We start from the raw sequence: 20,687 nt of genomic DNA, 5'->3' as shown, positions 1-20,687 counted from the left end.
ACCTCGGGAAATTAGATATGAGAACACAAGACATGAACCGCGATTGGGCAACAACCGCCGCCACTCTTTCACAGGCTTTGCCATACATGCAGCGCTATAACGATGCGACTGTTGTGATCAAGCTGGGCGGTCACGCCATGGGCAGTGACGAAGCCATGGAAGAATTCGCCCGCGACGTTGTTTTGATGCGGCAAGTTGGGGTGAACCCCGTCATCGTCCATGGCGGCGGCCCGATGATCAACAAAATGCTGGATCGGCTAAACATCGAATCCCAATTCGTGAATGGCAAACGGGTCACTGACGCAGCCACCATGGAAGTTGTTGAGATGGTTCTGTCAGGGCTGGTCAACGCGCGCATCGTTCAGGCCATTTCCGAACAAGGCGGCCGCGCCGTTGGGGTTTCTGGCAAAGACAGCGGTTTGATCATCTGCGAGGCCGAGGATCCCGCCTTGGGCCTTGTGGGCAAGCCGACAACCGTCAATCCCGACCTACTGCTTGATCTTGCTGACAAGGAGTTGATCCCCGTCATCGCCCCACTTGGCATGGGGATGCAGGGCGAAACGTTTAACATCAACGGTGACACTGCTGCGGGCGCCATTGCCTCGGCTTTGAAAGCAGACCGCCTGCTGCTGCTGACTGATGTTTCCGGCGTAAAAGACGCTGACGGAGAGATCCTTACCGATCTCACAGCGACACAGATCAAAGAACTAACCGCCGAAGGCACTATTGCGGGGGGAATGATCCCAAAGACGCAGACAGCGCTGGATGCGATCAACGCTGGTGTCCGCGCCAGCGTCATTCTGGATGGTCGCGCGCCAAACGCCTGCCTGCTAGAGCTCTTTACCGAGCATGGCGCAGGGTCGATCATCCGAGCAGGATGAAACGCCAACCTATAGATCCTACGAAACAGGCCAACAGGTTGTTGGACAAAATAGATGCATTGGCAGCGCCCCATGGCTTAATGGCCATGGGCGGTGCGCATAGCGATCCAGACCAACCAAAGCAGACAATCGTTCTGATCGGTACAGCCCCTCATTTTTGGAGCCACTTCACCCAGAGCCCAGAATATTCGGACGGTGCCCCAGATGCCATCGACAGATGGTCTCAGCGCATTCTACCTCCGATTATGGAAGCAGCAGGCGGCGCGGCTGTGGTATACCCCTTTGGCGGGCCGCCGTTCGCGCCCTTTATCGCTTGGGCCAAAAAAACCGGAGAAGCCTTTGACAGCCCTGTTGGCATGTTGGTGCATGCGCGCGCGGGATTGCTCATTTCTTATCGGGGGGGGATCGTCTTTCGTGGGCACCTGAATTTACCTGCCCAACAGCCTACAAACCCCTGCGATACCTGTATGGATCGCCCCTGTGTGGCTGCCTGCCCTGTTGGCGCTTTGTCAGACACACATTTCTACGATGTCCCCAAATGCAAAAGCCATATTGCCAGCTCAGAGGGTCAGGATTGTATGACACAGGGGTGCGCAACGCGCCTTGCCTGCCCTGTCAGCCAATTGTTTAACCGCCCGATGGCGCAAAATGCCTATCACATGAAAGCCTTTAGGGGGAGCTAAATGAAACGTCTGATCCTCATGCGCCACGCCAAATCCGATTGGACCGATCTGGACCAGACCGACCATGGCCGCGCGCTCAATGAACGGGGCCGCGTTTCTGCCGCAGCATTGGGCGACTGGCTACGCAAAAACGGCTTTCAACCCGATCATATCCTTTGCTCGGATGCTAAGCGCACCCGTGAGACGCTTGACGGTCTCAAACTAGGCGATGCTCCCACATCCTTTTTGAAAAGCCTCTATTTGGCAGAGCCTGACGTGATGGCAGGTACGCTTCACCAGCGCTCTGAGGATTGTATCCTGATGGTCGCCCATAATCCCGGGACTGCGATGCTGGCAGAGATGCTTCTGGCCACGGCATCAGATCATTCGGGATTTTATAAATACCCAACAGGCGCGACCCTTGTCGTTGATTTCGACATCATGGATTGGCGGGATTTACGCAAAGGAACTGGAAAACTGGTGCAGTTTACAGTTCCAAGAGATCTCATGAAATAAGGGCAGAGGTTTCCCCCTGCCCTTTAAACAACACATCAATGTGGTTGCAATTAGTGCCCCAGAATCTGGCTCAGGAACAGCTGAGTGCGCGGGCTTTGTGGGTTGTTAAAGAACGCTTCTGGTTCGTTCTGCTCAACAATTTGCCCTTGGTCCATAAAGATAACGCGGTTGGCAACCTGACGGGCAAAGCCCATCTCGTGCGTCACGCAAAGCATTGTCATGCCTTCTTCAGCAAGCTCGATCATCGTATCGAGAACTTCCTTGATCATCTCAGGGTCAAGCGCCGATGTTGGTTCATCAAACAACATGATCCGCGGCTTCATGCACAAGGAACGGGCAATCGCCACACGCTGCTGTTGACCACCAGACAGCTGGCCGGGGAACTTATCCGCTTGATCAGGGATTTTCACCTTCTCAAGATAGTGCATCGCAACTTCTTCGGCTTCTTTCTTGGGTGTTTTACGAACCCAGATCGGCGCCAATGTCAGGTTGTCCAGAATGCTCAGATGCGGGAAGAGGTTAAAGTGCTGGAAGCACATGCCCACTTCTGAACGGATCTTATCGATGTTCTTGAGGTCAGAGGACAGCAACGTGCCATCCACTTCGATCGACCCTTTCTGGTGCTCTTCCAATGCGTTGATGCAGCGGATCAGCGTGGATTTACCCGAGCCTGACGGCCCACAGATAACGATGCGTTCGCCTTGATAAACGGTCAGGTCGATGTCGCGCAGCACGTGGAATGTCCCGTACCATTTGTTCATCTGCTGGATCGAGATCGCGACTTCGTCGGACACTTTGAGTTTTGTATCAGCCATGATCCGGCCTCCTTATCGGTGATCTGTCGCAAGACGGCGTTCCAGCCACTGCGAGTATTGAGAGATAGAGTAACAAACGACGAAGAAGAGAACACAGGCAAAGCCCAAGAGCTCCCAGTAAACGCCGTTCCAATCGGTTGAAGCCAGAATAGGACCACGGATCATGCCGAGAATATCGAACATCGAGATCACGGAAACCAGTGTTGTATCCTTGAACAGACCAACAGCAATGTTCACGATCCCGGGGATCGAAATCTTCAGCGCTTGTGGCAGAATGATCAGACGCATGGCCTGCGCATAATCCAACCCCAAGCTATCCGCAGCTTCGTATTGGCCTTTTGGCAAAGCAGCCAAACCACCGCGGATCACCTCGGCAATATATGCCGCGGAGAAGATCGTGATCATGATCACAACCCGCACGAACAGGTCAACTGTCGCTTCTGGTGGGAAGAAATAGGCCAACATCACACTCGCCACGAAGAGCAGCGTAATCAGTGGCACACCGCGAATGAATTCGATGAAGATCACACAAATCCATTTGATCAGCGGCATCGTGCTTTGACGTCCCAAGGCCAATGCGATGCCCAGTGGGATCGACAAAGACACACAGGTAATACCCAACATCATGTTGAGCATATAGCCACCCAAATCACGTGAAGGAACGGCAGAGAGGAGTGTCTCCTCTGGTGCCAATGCCGACACGATGAAGCCAGAGATGTACCAAACGATCATCGCCGCAGCGACCCCGCCAAAGAAACCCAAAGCAAAGTTCTGAGCGACAAAGCGGGCATAGACGAAATATGCGGCCACAAACCCAAGCAAAGCAAAGATCGGCGTCCAGATTGTGCCGCCCCAAATCAGCCAAAAGGCTACAAAAGGGAACAGCGCCGTAACGATCAACAACTTGCGCGGCAAGTCAAAGAACAACACAGGGGCAATCGCGACCAGCATGAAGACAAATGCCAATGTGGGGCGCCAGTATTCGGTTGAAGGATATTTGAACCCATAGATGAGCTGCGGCCAACGTTCGGTCAAAACGGCAAAGCACGCACCAGACGTCCCCTGCAGGATTTCACGACATTCCGCTAGGTTATCTGCATTCCAGACACCATTCAAAATCCACGGCACTGCACTTTTGAGGATCAGATAGATCACAACAAAAGAGGCCAGCGTCAGGATTCCATTCGGAATGGTGGCAAACAGGTTGTCGCGCAACCATTTGACAGGTCCAGATGCGTTCGCCGGAGCAGGCATCTGGGGCAGTTCGGTTTCGCGCACGAAGGCGATGGAGTTATTGTCACTCATCTTAGCGCTCCTTCAACTTCATAGCGTTGTTGTAGACGTTCATAAATGCCGAGATCAGCAGCGAGATCACAAGATAGAACAGCATCAGCAAAAGAACGCATTCAATCGCACGGCCCGTCTGGTTCAGCGTAATGCCCCCCAGTGTCGCGGTGATGTCAGCATAACCAACAGCAATCGCTAGGGACGAGTTTTTGGTGATGTTCAAATACTGTGAAATCAGCGGCGGAATGATCACGCGAAGCGCCTGAGGCAGGACAACAAGGCTCATGATGCCGCGTGGACGGATGCCCAATGCAGCAGCGGCTTCGGTCTGTCCTTTAGAAACAGCCATAATGCCAGCGCGCACATTTTCCGCGATAAACGCACCTGTATAGATCGACAAAGCAAACCAAAGCGCGATCAACGGGCCACCGATCTTGATGCCACCCTTAAAGTTAAAGCCTTTCAGCTCGGGGATATCCCAAGTGAGGCCAAGGGCCAGGCACAGCACAATAACCGGGACGAACCAAACCGCTAGGTTGGTCCAAAGCGTATTCGGACGCACACCGGTTGCTTCTTGGATCGCATTTGCACGCTTTGTGAAATAACGCGCTCCAAAGAATGAACCGACAAGGACCGCAATAACCAACAAGAAGTTAAGGCCACTGCCCTCTGCGCCGCCAAATCCACGCGTAAACTGTGGACCAGGGATATAAACACCACGGTTAGTAAAGGCGAAAAGGTCCATCAACATAGAGGCGGCAGGCTCGTCGCCCTTAAAGGCCCGCGGGCTGGGCATGAGTGCCGTCATGATCGTGAAGATGATGATGATCCAGATCAGAACAGGGATGTTGCGGAAAATCTCAACGTAAAATGACATGAGCTTACTAACGAGCCAGTTATTGGACAGGCGTAAAACCCCTGCGATAACGCCAAGAATGGTCGCGGTAATACATGCGAGGAAAGCAACAAGAAGCGTATTTAAAATACCGACCAGCGCCGCACGAAGGTTGCTGGACTGGCTATTATAATCAACCAAGGTTTGGTTAATGTCATAACCTGCAGGGTTGGTAAGAAACGCAAAGGAAATATCCAGCCCTTGTTCGCGCAGGTTTACCATCAGGTTGGAATAAAGATAGGCAAGTGCCAATGCCAGGAGAATGGCGGCAATTGCTTGCAACGTCATTGACCTATACCGGCTATCGTTCAACAGCATAGATAGCTGGAACGAGCCCTTTGGAGGGTCCGAGAGTGTCGACATAAATGAAATCCCCGTGAATTCCGGCTTCTTGGGCGCGTCTTTTGACGTCAGTACCGGATCAATTTTTTGGTAGTAAGCACAAAGGGCGCGGGAATTCCCACGCCCTTTGGCATCAAGTATTTAGCGGAATGGTGGGGAGTACAGCAGGCCGCCGTCTGTCCACTGTGCGTTCAAACCACGCGCCAGACCGATTGGTGTGTCTTCGCCGATGTTTTTAGCAAAGATTTCACCGTAGTTACCTTGAGTTTCGATCGCGCGCTTGAATGCATCCGCGTCAAGACCCAGCATTTCACCCAATGTACCTTCGGTACCAAGCAGACGTGCTACTTCTGGGTTGTTTGTGGAACCAGCCATTTCGGAAACGTTCGCAGAGGAAACACCCAGCTCTTCAGCGGTGATCAAAGCGTTCAGAGTCCAGCGAACAACATCGCCCCACTCGTTGTCGCCGTGACGTACCAGCGGGCCGAGTGGCTCTTTGGATACGATTTCTGGCAACAGAACGTGCGCGCTGGGATCTTCGAATGCGGCACGTGTTGCAGCAAGACCGGATGCGTCAGTTGTGAAAACGTCGCAAGCGCCAGCAAGGTACTGCTGTTGTGCTTCTGCGTTTGTTTCGATTGGCACTGGCTCATAGCTGATGTTGTTGACGCGGAAGAAGTCAGCAAGGTTCAGCTCGGTTGTTGTACCCGTCTGGATGCAAACTGTTGCGCCATCAAGATCTTTTGCGGACGAAACGCCCAGCTCTTTCGGAGCCATAAAGCCTTGGCCGTCATAGTAGTTCACGCCAATGAAGTCGAACTTAAGGTCAACATCACGGGAGAATGTCCATGTGGTGTTACGTGCCAGCATGTCGATTTCGCCGGACGCCAACGCGGTAAAGCGTGTTTTACCTGTTGTAGGAACGAATTCAACAGCTGTCGCATCGCCCAAAACAGCCGCAGCAACAGCGCGACATACAGATACGTCAAAGCCAACCCATTCGCCATTCGCATCAGGCGCAGCAAAGCCGATCAGACCTGTGGAAACACCACAGTTCAGCGTGCCGCGCGCTTTGACGTCGTCAAGCGTACCAGCGGCTGCCATACCAGCAGACAGGCCAGCTACGGTCAGCGCGCCAAGAATAATTGATTTTTTCATTTTTACCTCTTCCTGATTTTCCACCACTTTTTTGGGCGGATAGTACCGGCACGTTGCACGCCGGCGGTGATACTCCGAAGAATGTCTCACAGAGTGCCAACGACTGTGAGCGGATTCCCGCCCCAAGGTCAAGGGCTGACAGCTTAGAAAGCTATGACACCCTCCCGTTTGACCTAAGGTAAGGTTAATTTTTAGGAAACTCGCTGTGCCAGATCGAACATTCGCTTGGCGTGCAAAAATGCCTCGCGCTTTATCTCGGCAAGCGCTGTTGCGTCATCATCTTCGCCCCATTGCTCTTCTTGCCAGATTTCATCCAACCTAGAGATGCCCCACAATTCTTCTGCACTTCGCGCGCCCATGGCAGCCGCAAATCCCAGTACAAGCGAACCGGACAAGCTCACCAGATCGTGAAAGGCAGCCAGCTCAAACGGGTCTAACGCATGTGTACGTTGGCGCAACGCCTCGATCGCGGTTTTCTCTTGAGGGGCGTGCACAACACCTGTCCGTGTTTCGAGCCGCGCATCAAGATGTTCTGCCGCCCAATCCAGCATCGGATCCCACTGTTCGGCCTGCCGCGCAATCAACTCTTCGGGCGAATCAGCGCGGTAACACAAAAGGTCGCTGTCACCGTAAGCCGCCAACATCTCGGCCACTTCTTCATGTTGGATCGTCACCTTATCAATCGCAGCATTCGCCGTTTTGGTAACAGGCATCGTGTTGGGGTTGATCGCGTCCTCTTGGGCATCCCATTCCAATGCAATCGCCTCGGCCATGGCACGTGTCGGAACCTGAAGAACCTGTTTCGCGGGCGTCTTTACGCTGCGCCCGTCCAGCTCAACCGCAAAGCCGCCGTCGCGTTCTGCTACCGTTGCCATTTTCCAAAAGCGTTTCGCTTTCCACTCGCTCATTATTCAACCTTTCCAGATTTCGTCTAACACCGAAGGAAGCGCCTGAAAGCTATCAATCACCGTCCGCGCCGCAGATAGATTTTCGCGCGGGTGATAGCCCCAACTTACGCCAACCCCAGCGATCCCAGCGGCCCGCGCCATTTCCATGTCAAAGCTAGTGTCGCCAATCATCACAGCATCCGAAGCTTCAATGCCGGTTTCCTTCAATGCTTCTAATAGCATCGCTGGGCTTGGTTTGGACGGGTGAAAATCTGCAACCTGCTGCGTCACAAACATGCCCTCCAACCCGTGGCCTTCGATCAGCTTGTCCAGCCCTCTGCGGGACTTGCCCGTCGCCACCCCTAGCAGAACTTCGGGCTGGGCGTGCAACGCTTCCAGTGTTTCGCGTGCACCGGGGTAGAATGGAGATGAAACCGCGCTGGTTTGCTCGGCCCTGATGGCCATATAGGCGTCTTTATACCCTTGTACCAATCGGGCGTGTGCCGCCTGATCCGCATCTGGGGCAAGGCGCGGCATGAGCACATCCAAAGACAGACCAACCACACCCAACACATCGCTGCGTTGAGGCGTTTCTAGCCCCTCATCCGCAAATGCCGCGTGCATAGCGCCCAAAATATGCGCCTGACTGTCAACCAACGTGCCATCAACATCAAAGATCACCAATCGCAGTGGCTTGTCGCTCATCCCCATGTCTCTCCAAACGGATCATCAGGAGCGAACTTTGTCTGCCACGCGAAGGTATCCCATGTGCGCTGCATATGGTCGGGAAGCGGTGCCACAAGATTAAGCATCGCTTTGGTCGCAGGGTGCTGGATCGTCAGGCTGCGGGCATGCAGGTGCAGCTTTTTCGAGATATCACCCCCCAGTTGCGCGCCCCATCCATCGCCCATGTTTTCCTGACCCGAGCCGCCATACTTGCCATCGCCAATAATCGGATGTCCGATCTCGGCCATATGCACACGCAGCTGGTGCGTGCGCCCTGTCACAGGGCTTAGCGCCATCCATGAGGCGCGCGTGCCGACCTGCTCTAACAAAGAATAATCGGTGGTGGCGCGTTTTGCGCCCTCAGTATCATCCACATCACGCGGATGGACCGCATACATTTTCTCGCCTTCACCGCGTGCGCCATGCCCGCCTGCTTTGACCAAACCGAATTTGATCGTGCCGTTGCGCGGATGCGGCGCACCTGCGACAGCAGCCCAATAGATTTTGCGGGTCTCGCGGTGACGAAAGTTTGCTGTCAGCGCTTTGGCCGCTTCGCGCGTGCGCGCCAAAACCAATACGCCAGAGGTGTCTTTATCCAAACGGTGCACCAATCGCGGCTTTTCATCCAGCTCAAACATCAGCGCCTCGGATAGGGCGTCAACATGACGATCGCCCTGCCCTGATCCACCCTGCACAGGCAAACCTGGCGGCTTATTCAATGCAATCACGTGATCATCGCGGTAGATCACGCTAGCGCGGATCATCTTGGCCTCGGCCTCGGTCACTGTTGTGCGTTTTGGCGGCGGAGGTGCCTCACCTGTTGGCAGCGGTGGGATGCGGACCTGCTGGCCAACCTCCAACCGTGTCGATCCCTTTACGCGGCCGCCATCCACACGGATTTCACCCTTGCGGCACATCTTTTCGATACGCCCCTGCGGCACATGCGGAAAGACACGTTTGAACCAACGGTCCAGACGCTGATCTCCGTCACCCTCTTCAACGGTAAGTGTTTGTACGCGGCTCATGCGAATACCCCTCTGGCTATCCATAGCCCTAACATTAATCCACCAATACTCAGCCCAACCGACAAGGCCATATAGGCCCCAGCATGGGCAATTTGCCCCCGTTCGATCAGCGTCACCGTCTCAAGCGAAAACGCTGAGAAGGTGGTAAAGCCACCCAGAATACCTGTCATCACAAAGGGGCTAAGGTGGTTCAGCCCTTTGTGCGCCGCAGCCACCACAAAGACCCCCATCAGGAAGGACCCGATGACGTTTACGGTGATGATCGCCATCGGAAATTCCGCAGGACCGCTGAGGCGCATAACCCCAACCCCAACGAGAAAGCGCATTGCTGCACCGATAGCGCCGCCCAAGGCGACAAGAGACATAGTTGAAATCATGCGCCTGCAATCGCCTGCAAAGGCGTCGGAGTCAACTCTCTCGCTGGGTACGCAGCTTGGCGAAGTAGTCCAGACGCTTTTTCAAATCCCGCTCAAACCCGCGTTCGACGGGCTGGTAAAGTGAGGGGCGCTCCATTTCATCAGGGAAATAGTTCTGCCCCGAAAACCCGTCTTCGGCGTCATGGTCATAGGCATAGCCCGCGCCATACCCCTGATCTTTCATCAAGGCCGTCGGCGCATTCAGGATATGTTTCGGTGGTGGCGCTGAACCTGTCGCCTTGGCCGCGCGCCGCGCCCCTTTGTAGGCCACATAGTTTGCATTGCTCTTGGGCGCGAGCGCCAGATAGATCACAGCTTGGGACAGGGCCAGCTCCCCCTCAGGAGAACCGAGACGTTCGTATGTATCCCAGCATTGCAAACAAACCGCCTGCGCCTGAGGATCGGCAAGGCCAATATCCTCAACAGCCATACGCACGATACGGCGTGCGAGGTAACGCGGGTCTTCGCCCCCTTCCAACATGCGTGCAAACCAATAAACCGCCGCATCAGGGTCGCTGCCCCGCACGGATTTATGCAGCGCCGAGATCAAGTTGTAATGCTCGTCCCCACCCTTATCATATTGGGCGGCGCGTTTACTAAGCCGCTTGCCAAGGGCCGCGCTGTCTAGGGGCTGATCCACGGTCCACGCGGCAACCTGTTCGATCAGGTTCAACAATGCCCGCCCGTCACCATCGGCCATATCCAGCAAAGCCTGCCGCGCCGACGGATCAAGAGGGAGCTTGACCTCCAATTCCTCTTCGGCCCGACGGGCCAAATTTTCCAGATCATCCGCATCGAGCCGTTCAAGCACCAGCACTTGTGCACGGCTCAGAACCGCTCGGTTCAGCTCAAAACTCGGGTTCTCTGTGGTGGCGCCAACCAGCAGGATCGTGCCGTCTTCCATGTGGGGCAGAAACCCGTCTTGCTGTGCTTTGTTAAAACGGTGGATTTCATCCACGAACAACAACGTGCCCTGCCCGTTTTGGCGCCTGATCTTGGCCGCATCAAAGACTTTGCGCAATTCCGGTACGCCGCTGAAGATCGCGCTGATCTGAACAAAATGCAGGTCAGTTTCATCGGCCAGCAACCGCGCGATGGTGGTTTTCCCAACCCCAGGAGGCCCCCAAAACACCAACGAACTTAAGGCACCCGCCCCCAGCATCACGGTGAGCGGCCCCTCTGGCCCCAAAACCTGCCGCTGGCCAATCACCTCACCCAGTTTGGTCGGCCGCAGACGGTCTGCCAAAGGACGGTGGGCCCCATCGGGTACTGAAGCTGCAGAAGCCCCAAACAGATCAGCCATCCCTACCCCCTGAAACGCATGGAAATGCGTCGGTCTCCGCGTTGAACCACCATCGAAATGCTGCGCTGTTTCCCAGAAAGCAGCTCTGCCGCGGCCTCTGGGTGATCAAGCACTTCATCATTGATCGAAGACAGAACATCGCCAGCACGCAACCCCGCACGCGCCGCATATGGGCCCGTTTGAACCACAGCAACGCCTTTAGCCTCTAGCGGTAGGTTCAATTCAGACAAAACCGCAGGGTTAATTCGCGTCAAAATCAAACCCGGAAACAGGCTTCGTTCAGGTAATTCGTATTGATCGCGCGCAGGCTCTTCGGGGGCGGCAATAAGGTCAACCTGTGTATGTGCCTCTTCTCCTTGCCTGCTAAAGACGACATCCGCTTTCGCTTCTAGGCCAGCTACGCTCATTCGGTAGATCATTTCAGATGGCGTATTCACCGTCTGGCCGCCAACACTCAGGATCACATCGCCAACGGTCAAACCTGCCTGTCGAAACGGACTAACAGGATGCAGACCCGAGATGATAATCCCGCCAGAGCGATCAAACCCCAAGGTCGCGGCCATATCCGCATCTAATGACTGCCCGCTAATCCCCGCCCAAGGGCGACCAAAATCAGAGTGCCCCATTTCCGACTGGGAGACAAATTCGGCGACCAAATCTGCTGGAATAGCAAACCCAATCCCATTTGAGCCACCAGAGCGGGTCAAAATAGACGTATTCACCCCTATCAACCGCCCAGCCATATCAACCAAAGCGCCGCCAGAATTCCCGGGATTAATAGGAGCATCGGTTTGAATGAAATAGCCGTGCCCTTGGCCGCCAGAGCCACCGGACCTCGCAAGGCCAGACACAATACCGCTGCTTACGGTTTGGCCAACACCAAAAGGGTTCCCGATGGCCAAAGCCAATTCGCCCACTTCTACGCTGTCGCTTTGGCGCAATTCCAGAAACGGCAGCGGATCGGGGGCATCTATCTTTAGGATCGCCAAATCGCTGGCTTCATCCCCTAACAATACCTTGGCTGTAAACTCGCGACGATCATTCAAAACAACGCGAATATCTGTCGCCATTCCCACGACGTGATAGTTGCTCACCACCAAGCCATCCGCTGAAAGGATCACGCCAGACCCTAATGAATTTTGCACCCTCGGTTTGCGACCCTCCTGTGGATCACGAAAGAAGCGTTCGAAAAAGGGATCCGATTGCAGGGGGGTGCGACGGACTTCGCGCACAACCTTAGCATAGATGTTTACCACAGCTGGGGCCGCCTGTTTAACAACGGGCACAAAGCTAAGCTGCATTTCAGCAGAGGATTGCGGAACCTGCTGGGCGCTAAGAGGCGCGGCAAGCAGCGTGAGGATCAAAACAATATATTTCATACCCTCAGATATGAGCGCCCGAAACGGTTCATGCAACCGTTGCATCCAATCCAACCAACAAAACACCGTGTGACAAAACAAAAAGCCCCGCCAAATGGCAGGGCTTTCCGGCTCACAAATGTGAGGAATTTTATTCTGCGGCTTCTTCAGCTGCAACGCGGGCCTTGTCTGCGGCGCCTTTGGCGTCGCGGTCGCGGTCCACAAATTCGATGATCGCCATTGGCGCCATGTCACCATAGCGGAAGCCCGCTTTCAGAACACGAACGTAACCACCTTGGCGGTCTTTGTAGCGTGGCCCAAGGATGTCGAACAATTTTGTGACATACTGGTCTTCTTTAAGGCGTGCGCGGGCCTGACGGCGGGCGTGCAGATCGCCACGTTTGGCGAGTGTGATCATCTTTTCGATGATCGGGCGCAATTCTTTTGCTTTTGGCAAGGTTGTCTTGATCTGCTCATGCTCGATCAGCGAGCCGGCCATGTTGGCCCAGAGCGCCTTGCGGTGCTCATGTGTGCGGTTAAGACGGCGGTATCCACGTGCGTGACGCATAGTTCTATCTCCAAATATGGTGCTCTCTACGAGCGGTTTTGCTTTGTCTGGCTGACGTGCGTAGCGTCAACTCTCCTTGGGGCGTTTTGCCCGATTTTCAGGGGGCACACACTGTGCACCCCCTGTACACCGTCCGTACACCGGACGAATGCTTTTGGCTTTAGAAGTTGTCTTCGAACTTCTTGGCCAGATCTTCGATGTTGTCCGGTGGCCAGTCTTCGACGTCCATGCCAAGGTGCAGACCCATGCCTGACAACACTTCTTTGATCTCGTTCAAAGATTTGCGGCCAAAGTTCGGGGTGCGCAGCATTTCTGCTTCGGTTTTCTGGATCAGATCGCCGATGTAAACGATGTTGTCGTTCTTTAGGCAGTTTGCCGAACGTACGGACAGTTCCAGCTCGTCCACTTTCTTGAGCAGAAGCGGGTTGAACTCGAGACCATCGTCGTCGTCCTGACGGGATGCTGATTCAGGCTCGTCGAAGTTGACGAAGATGCCCAGCTGGTCCTGAAGGATACGCGCAGCGAATGCCACGGCATCGTCAGGTGTCAGGGAGCCGTCGGTTTCGACTTTCATGGTCAGCTTGTCATAATCCAGAACCTGACCTTCGCGGGTCGGCTGAACATCATAGCTTACTTTTTTCACAGGCGAGTAGATCGCATCGATCGGGATCAGACCGATTGGCGCGTCTTCTGGCTTGTTCTTGTCCGCAGACACATAGCCTTTGCCAGTGTTAACCATCAGCTCCATGTAGATGTCTGCACCATCGTCGAGGTGGCAGATCACGTGATCGCGGTTCAGGATTTCGATACCAGCAGATTCGCTGATGTCGCCAGCCGTCACAACGCCAGGGCCTTTCGCGGAGATCGACAGACGCTTTGGCCCTTCGACTTCCATGCGGATGGAGACACCTTTGAGGTTCAAGATGATGTCGGTTACGTCTTCACGAACGCCAGCAACGCTGGAGAATTCGTGCAAAACATTGTCAATTTGTACGGATGTGATCGCCGCGCCCTGAAGCGAGCTCATCAGAACGCGACGCAGCGCGTTACCCATCGTAAGACCAAAACCACGCTCAAGCGGTTCTGCAATTACGGTAGCCTGACGTGCAGGATCATTGCCGGGTTTTACGTCAAGCTGTGTTGGCTTGATGAGCTCGGCCCAATTTTTATGGATCATATGTCCCTCCATTCCTGTTTACGCCCGTATGTCCAACCGGGGCAAACTCCCGAGGTTTCAAAAAATCGTAATGGGTCCGTGTAAAATAACACGGACCCAAGTAGAAAGCAGATCGATTAAACGCGGCGACGCTTTGGTGGGCGGCAGCCGTTGTGCGCCATTGGCGTCACGTCACGGATCGATGTGATGTTGAAACCAGCAGCGGCCAGAGCGCGCAATGCGCTTTCACGACCGGAACCAGGTCCCTGCACTTCGACTTCCAGCGTTTTTACGCCGTGATCTTGTGCTTTTTTGCCTGCATCTTCGGCAGCCATCTGAGCAGCATAAGGTGTCGATTTACGCGACCCTTTGAAGCCCATGGTACCTGCGGAGGACCACGAAATCGCGTTGCCCTGTACATCCGAGATGAGGATTTTTGTGTTGTTGAAAGAAGAGTTCACATGCGCCACACCTGCGGCGATGTTCTTGGAGACCTTCTTTTTGGTGCGTTTTGCTTCGCGTGCCATTATCTATGCCCTCCCTTATTTCTTCTTACCGGCAATGGCCTTTGCAGGGCCTTTGCGTGTGCGAGCGTTTGTGTGTGTACGCTGGCCGCGTACAGGCAAGTTACGACGGTGGCGCAGGCCACGGTAGCAACCCAGATCCATCAAACGTTTGATGTTCATCTGTGTGTCGCGACGCAAGTCACCTTCGACGGTGTAGTTTTCGTCGATGTGTTCGCGAATTTTAACAACTTCGGTGTCGGACAGCTCGTTGACGCGGCGCGTCATTTCGATGCCTACTGCTTCACAGATTTTCTCTGCGGAAGTTGTGCCGATACCGGTGATATATGTGAGGGCGATTGGAACCCGCTTTGCAGTCGGGATATTTACGCCGGCAATACGTGCCACGTGTGCAATTCCTTTTCGTTGCGGGTCCGTCATTCCAGACCCTTTTTTCACAACGTAAGCGCGGACTAAAAAGTACCGCGCCTAAGTCATATCGAGGTGGTCGAACCAAGAGCGACTCGGTCCTGTTCCGTTAGGGAACGGCGCTGTTTAGGAGGGATAGCCAGATGGGTCAACCCCTATGACCCGCAAAACATTCACGCAAGGCGAGTATTCTTGCCAAAGCCGAATTCAGCAGCGAACAAACAGGGCGAAACACACCATGACACGGCGTTTAGCCAGTGCAGCAACGCCTTTCAAGATATGGCTGCTTTACCTGCCTGACAATCATCAACTAAGCTGTGGCCATGAAAACATCCGTTCGTTTCAGACTTTTGCTCATGGCGCTTTTGCCTTTGACGTTGCTGATGCCGCTATTGTTGCTTTTGGGGTTTTCCCGCTGGACAGCGGAATACGACAAACTGTTGATTTCAAAAGTCGAAAGCGACCTGCGTGTTGCCGAGCAATACCTATCCCGCATCATGGTTTCGACTGGCAAAGACCTAAGCAGCGTCGCTGACGCTGAGGATTTTGCACATGTATTGACCCAACCCCTCTCAGCGCGGCTGTCTTATCTGGAACGTAAACGGGTGGAGCTGGGGATGGATTTTTTATATTTTCAGCCTGCCCAAAAGGATGCGGATGACGTTCATTGGCCAGTGATCAAATCCGCAATTCAGGGCAACCCTTCCACCGCGATTGATATATTCACGCCAGAGGACCTTAGGAGAATAGACCTAGGGCTTGCCAAACGGGCCAGTATCGATCTGATCGCGACCGAAGCGGCAGTGCCAACCAGCCGCACAACTGAGGGGCGTGGTATGATTGTACATTCCGCAAGCCCCGTAACCCTAGAACATCAAAAGGGCGTGGTTGTTGGCGGCATTTTGTTAAACCGCAACTTGAGCTTTATCGATACGATCAATGATCTTGTCTATCTAAACGCTGTGACTGGCGGCTCAGGTCAGGGAACCGCCACCTTGTTTCTGGAAGATGTTCGTGTCTCGACAAATGTGCGCCTGTTCGAAGACATCCGTGCTTTGGGAACACGGGTTTCGGCCGATGTGCGCCACACGGTTCTTGAAAAAGGGACAACATGGCTTGCCCCTGCGTTTGTGGTGAATGACTGGTACGTTTCGGGTTATCTGCCGATCCGTGACAGTTTTGATGCCCGTGTTGGGATGCTGTATGTCGGGTTCCTAGAAGAGCCGTTTACGGCCGCCAAGAGAGACGCAATTCTATGGATGCTGGCCGCCTTCATTGGCGTCTTGTTCATATCGGTTCCGCTGTTTCTGAGCTTGGCCAAAAGCATTTTCTCGCCGTTGGAGGCCATGACCAAAATCATGCAACGCGTCGAGAGTGGCGATCTATCAGCGCGGAACGGAAATCTTGCTGCGGTCGGTGAGATTGGTCAGGTCGCGGCGCATTTGGATTCATTGCTGGAGCAAGTGCAGGACCGCGACAAAGAGCTGCGCGATTGGGCCGATCAATTGAACAACCGTGTTGATCGGCGAACCTCTGAATTGCGCGATGCCAACACGAAACTTGAAAAAGCGACGCAGCAGCTTGTGATGTCAGAAAAGCTTGCTGCGATTGGTGAGATTACCGCAGGTGTGGCCCATGAAATAAACAATCCGATTGCTGTCATCCAAGGCAATGTTGATGTCATGCGTGACACGCTGGGGCCTTCAACTGAAACGGTACAAGCCGAGCTGACGTTGATTGACCGCCAAGTCACACGGATCACCGCGATTGTGGGCAAGCTGCTTCAATTTGCGCGCCCCAGCGACTTTTCAGGAGATAAATCGAGCCTCTCTCTGGAAACGGTTTTGTCAGATTGTTTGCTGCTTGTTGCCCATGAGTTGAACGTAAAGAACATTCAGGTCCAAACCCAAATCGGTCAAACATCGGACATCCACATTGATCGGGGCGAGCTGCAACAGGTTATCGTAAACCTTATCATCAACGCCGCGCAGGCCGTACCGATCGACGGGATCGTGACCCTTACCGTAGAAAATCACGATTATGAGGGGCAATCAGGCGCATGCCTGATCGTTCGCGACAATGGACCAGGGATCCCGGCCGACCTGATCGGCAAGGTATTTGATCCCTTCTTTACCACCAAACGGGGTGTTGGGACGGGCCTTGGCTTGTCCATTAGCCAAACCATCATTCAACGTGCGGGCGGGATCATATCTGCGCAAAACCTGCCAGAGGGGGGCGCCGAATTTCGTGTCTGGCTACCCGCCGCAAACAACCAGAATGTTGACACGCAATAGGCTATTGCACCGCGCAGGTTTCTAAAAACCCCATGCCGCGCATTTACGGTCAATCGTTTTACGGGATACGCCCAAACGGCGGGCTGCCTCTGCGCGATTGCCGTCACTTTGATCCAGAATGTGAAGGATGTGCCGCTGCATGACCAGATCAAGGCTTTCTGTGGCGGCCTCGCCCGTAACCTTATCACCGTCCCCTGCAAACTCTGGCGGGAATTCACCCAGAATAACAGAGCGCTCAATAAGGTTGCGCATTTCACGGACATTCCCCGGCCAGTCGTATCGCCGCATTTTCAGCAGCGTTCCTGCATCCAGTTCCAACGGGACCATACCCAGCTCTTTACTGAGTTGCTGCATAAAATGCGCCGCCAGTTCGACGATATCTTCGCTGCGATCCGACAGTTTTGGCATATGAACGTTAACGACATTCATCCGGTGATACAGATCAGCGCGAAACGTTCCTTTTGCGACCGCTTCTTCCAGATTGGCATTGGTGGCAAACAACAAACGCAAATCCAGTGGGATTTCACGTTCAGACCCAACAGGGCGCACACGCTGATCATCGAGCACCCTAAGCAAGGCAGTTTGCAGCGCATCCGGCATTTGCGCGACCTCGTCTAAAAACAAGGTTCCGCCATCCGCCAAGAACAAGAGGCCGTGATGGTTATTCCCTTCTCCGTCGCGCTCTCCGAACAGTTGTTGCATGATTTTATCCGGCGCAAAGGCCGCGCAATTCACCGCGACAAACGGCTTGTCGCTCCGGCTGGATAGGCTGTGCAAGGTACGCGCGGCGATTTCCTTGCCCGTGCCGCTTTCGCCAGTAAAAAGAACTGATGTCGGCAAAGGTGCCAGCCGCGCCAACATATTGCGCACGTCCTCAAACACAACCGAGCGCCCCAAAAAGGCCCCTGCACGCCCTGCAGATAATTCGTGCCGCAACAAATGATTGTCACGTTGCAAATGGCTTCGGTCCAGCGTTCGCATAACGGAACTAAGGATTTGATTGGCGCGAAACGGCTTGAGGATAAAATCGCTAATGCCGACCCGTAAGGCAGCGATCGCAGTTTCCAAATCAGCATAGGCTGTCATCATAATAACATCAGCGTACAAACCGATTTGCCGTTGCTCTTTGACCCAGTTCAAACCGGTTTTCCCCGGCATGAGGTTATCAAGGATCACGACATCAAAATGCGCATTATCCAGATGTTTGGTCGCCTCGGCAGCAGAGCCTGCCAATTCGACGCGCTTTACCCGAGGAAGCAATATCTTTTGAAGAAAGTGACGCATTCCGACTTCATCATCGACGATTAAAATCGATGCACCAGCCAGTGCCGGCCCATAGTCAGAGGTCGTGTTTGTTTCCACAGATCAGTCCAGACGTACGTTATCGCCAGCGTAAACCTCTTTTGAGGAAAAACCCATCCCACCCAAAATGAAATTGCTGCCAATTGCGATTACAACAATCGCGACGGCACCTGCAATGATGGCTTTCATCATTCTCTCCTGTCAGTACGACCCCGCTAAACTGGGGCATTTAGTTGCGGCAGATCACTCGGCAGGCGTTGCCGAATTATTTTGCTCTGCCATTTGCTTTGCCTTCACCTCTTCGAGCCAAATTGAATGGTGTTGTTCGGCCCAGGCTTCATCCACTTCGCCGCTTGTCATGGCCGAAGACGCACCTTCCATGCCGACAGAACCAATATAAATATGGGCCAGAATGATGGACATCATAACAAAGGCTACAATGGCATGCCAAAGCTGACCATATTGCATTTCCTCTTGGGGTGAAAGTTGCGTCGGCAAGGCATCAAACCCGAACAGCGCCGTTAGCCCCATGTCGTTTAGAATGCCGAATGTTTTGGCAAACAGGGTAATTTCATAGGGGAACAACAGCGAAAGCCCAGAGACCGACACCGATCCGCCTAGCACGATCACCGACCAAAAGATGATCTTTTGCCCAAAATTGAACTTTTTCGCTGGCGGGTGTTTCGACCCGACAATGCCGCCAGCCTGTTTGATCCACACCAGATCGGTGCGATCCGGAATATTATGCCAAACCCACATGACAAACACGATAATCAGCGACAGCATGAAGGCCCATGAAACGTTATTGTGGATGAATTTTGAGAACATCAGCACCGTTGCATTTGCCTCTAGGCCAAATGTTGGTGCCAGAAATTTGCGCCCGATCAAGACCAGCAGCCCCGTAAGGCCCAGCAAAATAAACGATCCTGCCAATGTCCAATGCGCCATACGCTCAATAAACTTGAACCGTTCGATGGTGCGCCCTTTTAGATCGCTATCGATGCGGATTTTACCGCGCAGGATATAGAATAGCGCCAATGCGATCAGCGTTCCTGCCAGCAGCCATAGACCGTAGTAGGTCAAAGGGCCTTCGCGGAACTCAAGCCACCACATGCCGCCATCCTGCACCAGTACTTTTCCGCGCTCATCTGCGGTGGAAACGGTGATGTCTGCAGTACCAAACCGCAGGGCGCGCCAAAGCTCTGGATCAGATGCGCCGCCCAAGGTTCCAAGTTGCTCTGCAATACCAGCAGCTGAATCCGGATCACCGGTTGCGTCGCGCCGAAAGCTATCATCAATGCTTTCGCCGCGCTGGCGGGCCAAGATATCATCAAGAGTCTGCGCGCCACCCGTCGCGCTGCGATCTGGGGTCACGGTAGATCCTGCCTCTTGCGCAAAAGATGGCAGGGCCAGCGCAATGAAAAAGACAAAAGCAGAAAGTAGACGGAACATAGCAGAACCCTCGGTATTAAATTTCGAATTTGGAAGAATGGGGCCACTGTTTTCCAGCGGCCCCAGCCGTTCAATAGACCGTAACACGCACCACGATGCGCGTTACGAAAGCACGGGATTAGCCGCCTTTTTGCTCATAGGCTGTACCCCAGCCCCAAGCGCCAGAGCCAAAGCCGCGCGCAACCACACGCTCGCGGTAGATCGCAGACACTGTGTCGCCATCCCCCGCCAGAAGTGCTTTGGTTGAACACATTTCAGCACAGATCGGCAATTTGCCTTCGGCGATACGGTTGCGACCGTATTTGGCGAACTCGGCTGTGGAATGGTTCTCTTCTGGGCCACCGGCGCAGAATGTACATTTGTCCATCTTGCCACGGCTGCCAAAGTTGCCAGCTTGTGGATATTGCGGCGCACCAAAGGGGCACGCATAAAAGCAATAACCACACCCAATACAAAGATCTTTGGAGTGTAGAACAACCCCTTCTTCGTTTTGGTAAAAGCAGTCAACCGGACAAACGGCCATACACGGCGCATCTGAACAGTGCATACAAGCAACGGAAATCGAGCGTTCACCCGGTGTTCCGTCTTGAATGGTCACCACCCGTCTCCGGTTGATGCCCCAAGGCACTTCATGTTCGTTCTTACACGCGGTTACGCAGGCATTACATTCAATGCAGCGCTCGGCGTCGCAAAGGAACTTCGCTCTTGCCAT

At 54.0% G+C, this 20,687-nt stretch carries 22 protein-coding genes; 4 read left to right on the top strand and 18 right to left on the bottom strand.

What is annotated here, in order from left to right; translation table 11 throughout:
* Nucleotides 1-17: 17 nt before the first annotated feature.
* From argB to Z948_RS0110530, 3 genes are read left to right on the top strand one after another with little or no spacing between them, the layout of a single operon-like run.
* Nucleotides 18-881 (top strand): acetylglutamate kinase, encoded by an 864-nt coding sequence (argB, locus tag Z948_RS0110540; protein WP_025059532.1) that lies wholly within the window; start codon nucleotides 18-20, stop codon nucleotides 879-881.
* Nucleotides 878-1,564, top strand: coding sequence for a ferredoxin (locus Z948_RS0110535; RefSeq protein ID WP_156026499.1), 687 nt, complete (start codon nucleotides 878-880; stop codon nucleotides 1,562-1,564). The genes argB and Z948_RS0110535 overlap by 4 nt, the downstream gene beginning before the upstream one ends.
* A complete protein-coding gene (locus Z948_RS0110530) occupies nucleotides 1,565-2,059 on the top strand; it encodes a SixA phosphatase family protein (RefSeq protein ID WP_025059530.1) in 495 nt (164 codons plus the stop codon).
* A gap of 50 nt (nucleotides 2,060-2,109) precedes the next feature.
* On the opposite strand, the gene Z948_RS0110525 is transcribed toward Z948_RS0110530, so the two are convergent.
* From Z948_RS0110525 to rpsM, 14 genes are all read right to left on the bottom strand, one after another.
* Nucleotides 2,110-2,874 (bottom strand): amino acid ABC transporter ATP-binding protein, encoded by a 765-nt coding sequence (locus Z948_RS0110525; protein ID WP_025059529.1) that lies wholly within the window; start codon nucleotides 2,872-2,874, stop codon nucleotides 2,110-2,112.
* A 12-nt stretch (nucleotides 2,875-2,886) separates the two neighbouring features.
* Complete coding sequence (locus tag Z948_RS0110520) at nucleotides 2,887-4,179, bottom strand: amino acid ABC transporter permease (RefSeq protein ID WP_025059528.1); 1,293 nt, start codon at nucleotides 4,177-4,179, stop codon at nucleotides 2,887-2,889.
* A 1-nt stretch (nucleotide 4,180) separates the two neighbouring features.
* A complete protein-coding gene (locus Z948_RS0110515; RefSeq protein ID WP_025059527.1) occupies nucleotides 4,181-5,419 on the bottom strand; it encodes an amino acid ABC transporter permease in 1,239 nt (412 codons plus the stop codon).
* 120 nt (nucleotides 5,420-5,539) lie between these two features.
* The gene (locus tag Z948_RS0110510; protein ID WP_025059526.1) at nucleotides 5,540-6,556 is read right to left on the bottom strand and encodes an amino acid ABC transporter substrate-binding protein; all 1,017 of its coding nucleotides are present in this window, start codon (nucleotides 6,554-6,556) and stop codon (nucleotides 5,540-5,542) included.
* Between the two features lie 191 nt (nucleotides 6,557-6,747).
* Nucleotides 6,748-7,464 carry an ATP12 family chaperone protein gene (locus tag Z948_RS0110505; RefSeq protein WP_025059525.1) on the bottom strand — a complete coding sequence of 239 codons (717 nt, stop codon included), beginning with the start codon at nucleotides 7,462-7,464 and terminating at the stop codon, nucleotides 6,748-6,750.
* 3 nt (nucleotides 7,465-7,467) lie between these two features.
* A complete protein-coding gene (locus tag Z948_RS0110500) occupies nucleotides 7,468-8,148 on the bottom strand; it encodes an HAD-IA family hydrolase (protein ID WP_025059524.1) in 681 nt (226 codons plus the stop codon).
* The gene (locus Z948_RS0110495) at nucleotides 8,145-9,194 is read right to left on the bottom strand and encodes an RluA family pseudouridine synthase (RefSeq protein ID WP_025059523.1); all 1,050 of its coding nucleotides are present in this window, start codon (nucleotides 9,192-9,194) and stop codon (nucleotides 8,145-8,147) included. The genes Z948_RS0110500 and Z948_RS0110495 overlap by 4 nt, the downstream gene beginning before the upstream one ends.
* Entirely contained in the window at nucleotides 9,191-9,571 is a 381-nt protein-coding gene (crcB, locus tag Z948_RS0110490) for a fluoride efflux transporter CrcB (RefSeq protein WP_025059522.1), read from the bottom strand. The genes Z948_RS0110495 and crcB overlap by 4 nt, the downstream gene beginning before the upstream one ends.
* A gap of 31 nt (nucleotides 9,572-9,602) precedes the next feature.
* Entirely contained in the window at nucleotides 9,603-10,913 is a 1,311-nt protein-coding gene (locus tag Z948_RS0110485) for a replication-associated recombination protein A (RefSeq protein WP_025059521.1), read from the bottom strand.
* Nucleotides 10,914-10,915: 2 nt separating this feature from the next.
* On the bottom strand, nucleotides 10,916-12,292 hold the full coding sequence (locus Z948_RS0110480) for a trypsin-like peptidase domain-containing protein (protein ID WP_025059520.1): 1,377 nt from the start codon (nucleotides 12,290-12,292) through the stop codon (nucleotides 10,916-10,918).
* Between the two features lie 130 nt (nucleotides 12,293-12,422).
* Nucleotides 12,423-12,839 (bottom strand): 50S ribosomal protein L17, encoded by a 417-nt coding sequence (gene rplQ / locus Z948_RS0110475; RefSeq protein ID WP_025059519.1) that lies wholly within the window; start codon nucleotides 12,837-12,839, stop codon nucleotides 12,423-12,425.
* Between the two features lie 160 nt (nucleotides 12,840-12,999).
* Nucleotides 13,000-14,016 (bottom strand): DNA-directed RNA polymerase subunit alpha, encoded by a 1,017-nt coding sequence (locus Z948_RS0110470; RefSeq protein ID WP_025059518.1) that lies wholly within the window; start codon nucleotides 14,014-14,016, stop codon nucleotides 13,000-13,002.
* Nucleotides 14,017-14,132: 116 nt separating this feature from the next.
* On the bottom strand, nucleotides 14,133-14,522 hold the full coding sequence (rpsK, locus tag Z948_RS0110465) for a 30S ribosomal protein S11 (RefSeq protein ID WP_025059517.1): 390 nt from the start codon (nucleotides 14,520-14,522) through the stop codon (nucleotides 14,133-14,135).
* 15 nt (nucleotides 14,523-14,537) lie between these two features.
* Nucleotides 14,538-14,906: a 30S ribosomal protein S13 gene (gene rpsM, locus Z948_RS0110460; protein WP_025059516.1), complete on the bottom strand. Its 369-nt coding sequence runs from the start codon at nucleotides 14,904-14,906 to the stop codon at nucleotides 14,538-14,540.
* A gap of 344 nt (nucleotides 14,907-15,250) precedes the next feature.
* Between rpsM and Z948_RS0110455 the strand changes: the two genes are divergently transcribed.
* A complete protein-coding gene (locus Z948_RS0110455) occupies nucleotides 15,251-17,221 on the top strand; it encodes a sensor histidine kinase (RefSeq protein WP_025059515.1) in 1,971 nt (656 codons plus the stop codon).
* Between the two features lie 21 nt (nucleotides 17,222-17,242).
* Here the strand turns inward: Z948_RS0110455 and Z948_RS0110450 are convergent, their stop codons facing one another.
* The 4 genes from Z948_RS0110450 to fdh3B form a co-directional block, all read right to left on the bottom strand.
* A complete protein-coding gene (locus tag Z948_RS0110450; RefSeq protein WP_025059514.1) occupies nucleotides 17,243-18,583 on the bottom strand; it encodes a sigma-54-dependent transcriptional regulator in 1,341 nt (446 codons plus the stop codon).
* Nucleotides 18,584-18,586: 3 nt separating this feature from the next.
* Nucleotides 18,587-18,712, bottom strand: a complete 126-nt coding sequence (locus tag Z948_RS19270) for a hypothetical protein (protein WP_255209616.1) — start codon at nucleotides 18,710-18,712, stop codon at nucleotides 18,587-18,589.
* Between the two features lie 54 nt (nucleotides 18,713-18,766).
* Nucleotides 18,767-19,975 carry a formate dehydrogenase subunit gamma gene (locus tag Z948_RS0110440; protein WP_025059513.1) on the bottom strand — a complete coding sequence of 403 codons (1,209 nt, stop codon included), beginning with the start codon at nucleotides 19,973-19,975 and terminating at the stop codon, nucleotides 18,767-18,769.
* 118 nt (nucleotides 19,976-20,093) lie between these two features.
* A complete protein-coding gene (gene fdh3B / locus Z948_RS0110435) occupies nucleotides 20,094-20,687 on the bottom strand; it encodes a formate dehydrogenase FDH3 subunit beta (protein ID WP_025059512.1) in 594 nt (197 codons plus the stop codon).

This window comes from Sulfitobacter donghicola DSW-25 = KCTC 12864 = JCM 14565, from assembly GCF_000622405.1.
Lineage (GTDB): Bacteria > Pseudomonadota > Alphaproteobacteria > Rhodobacterales > Rhodobacteraceae > Sulfitobacter > Sulfitobacter donghicola.
This window is presented reverse-complemented; position numbering and strand designations above follow the sequence as displayed.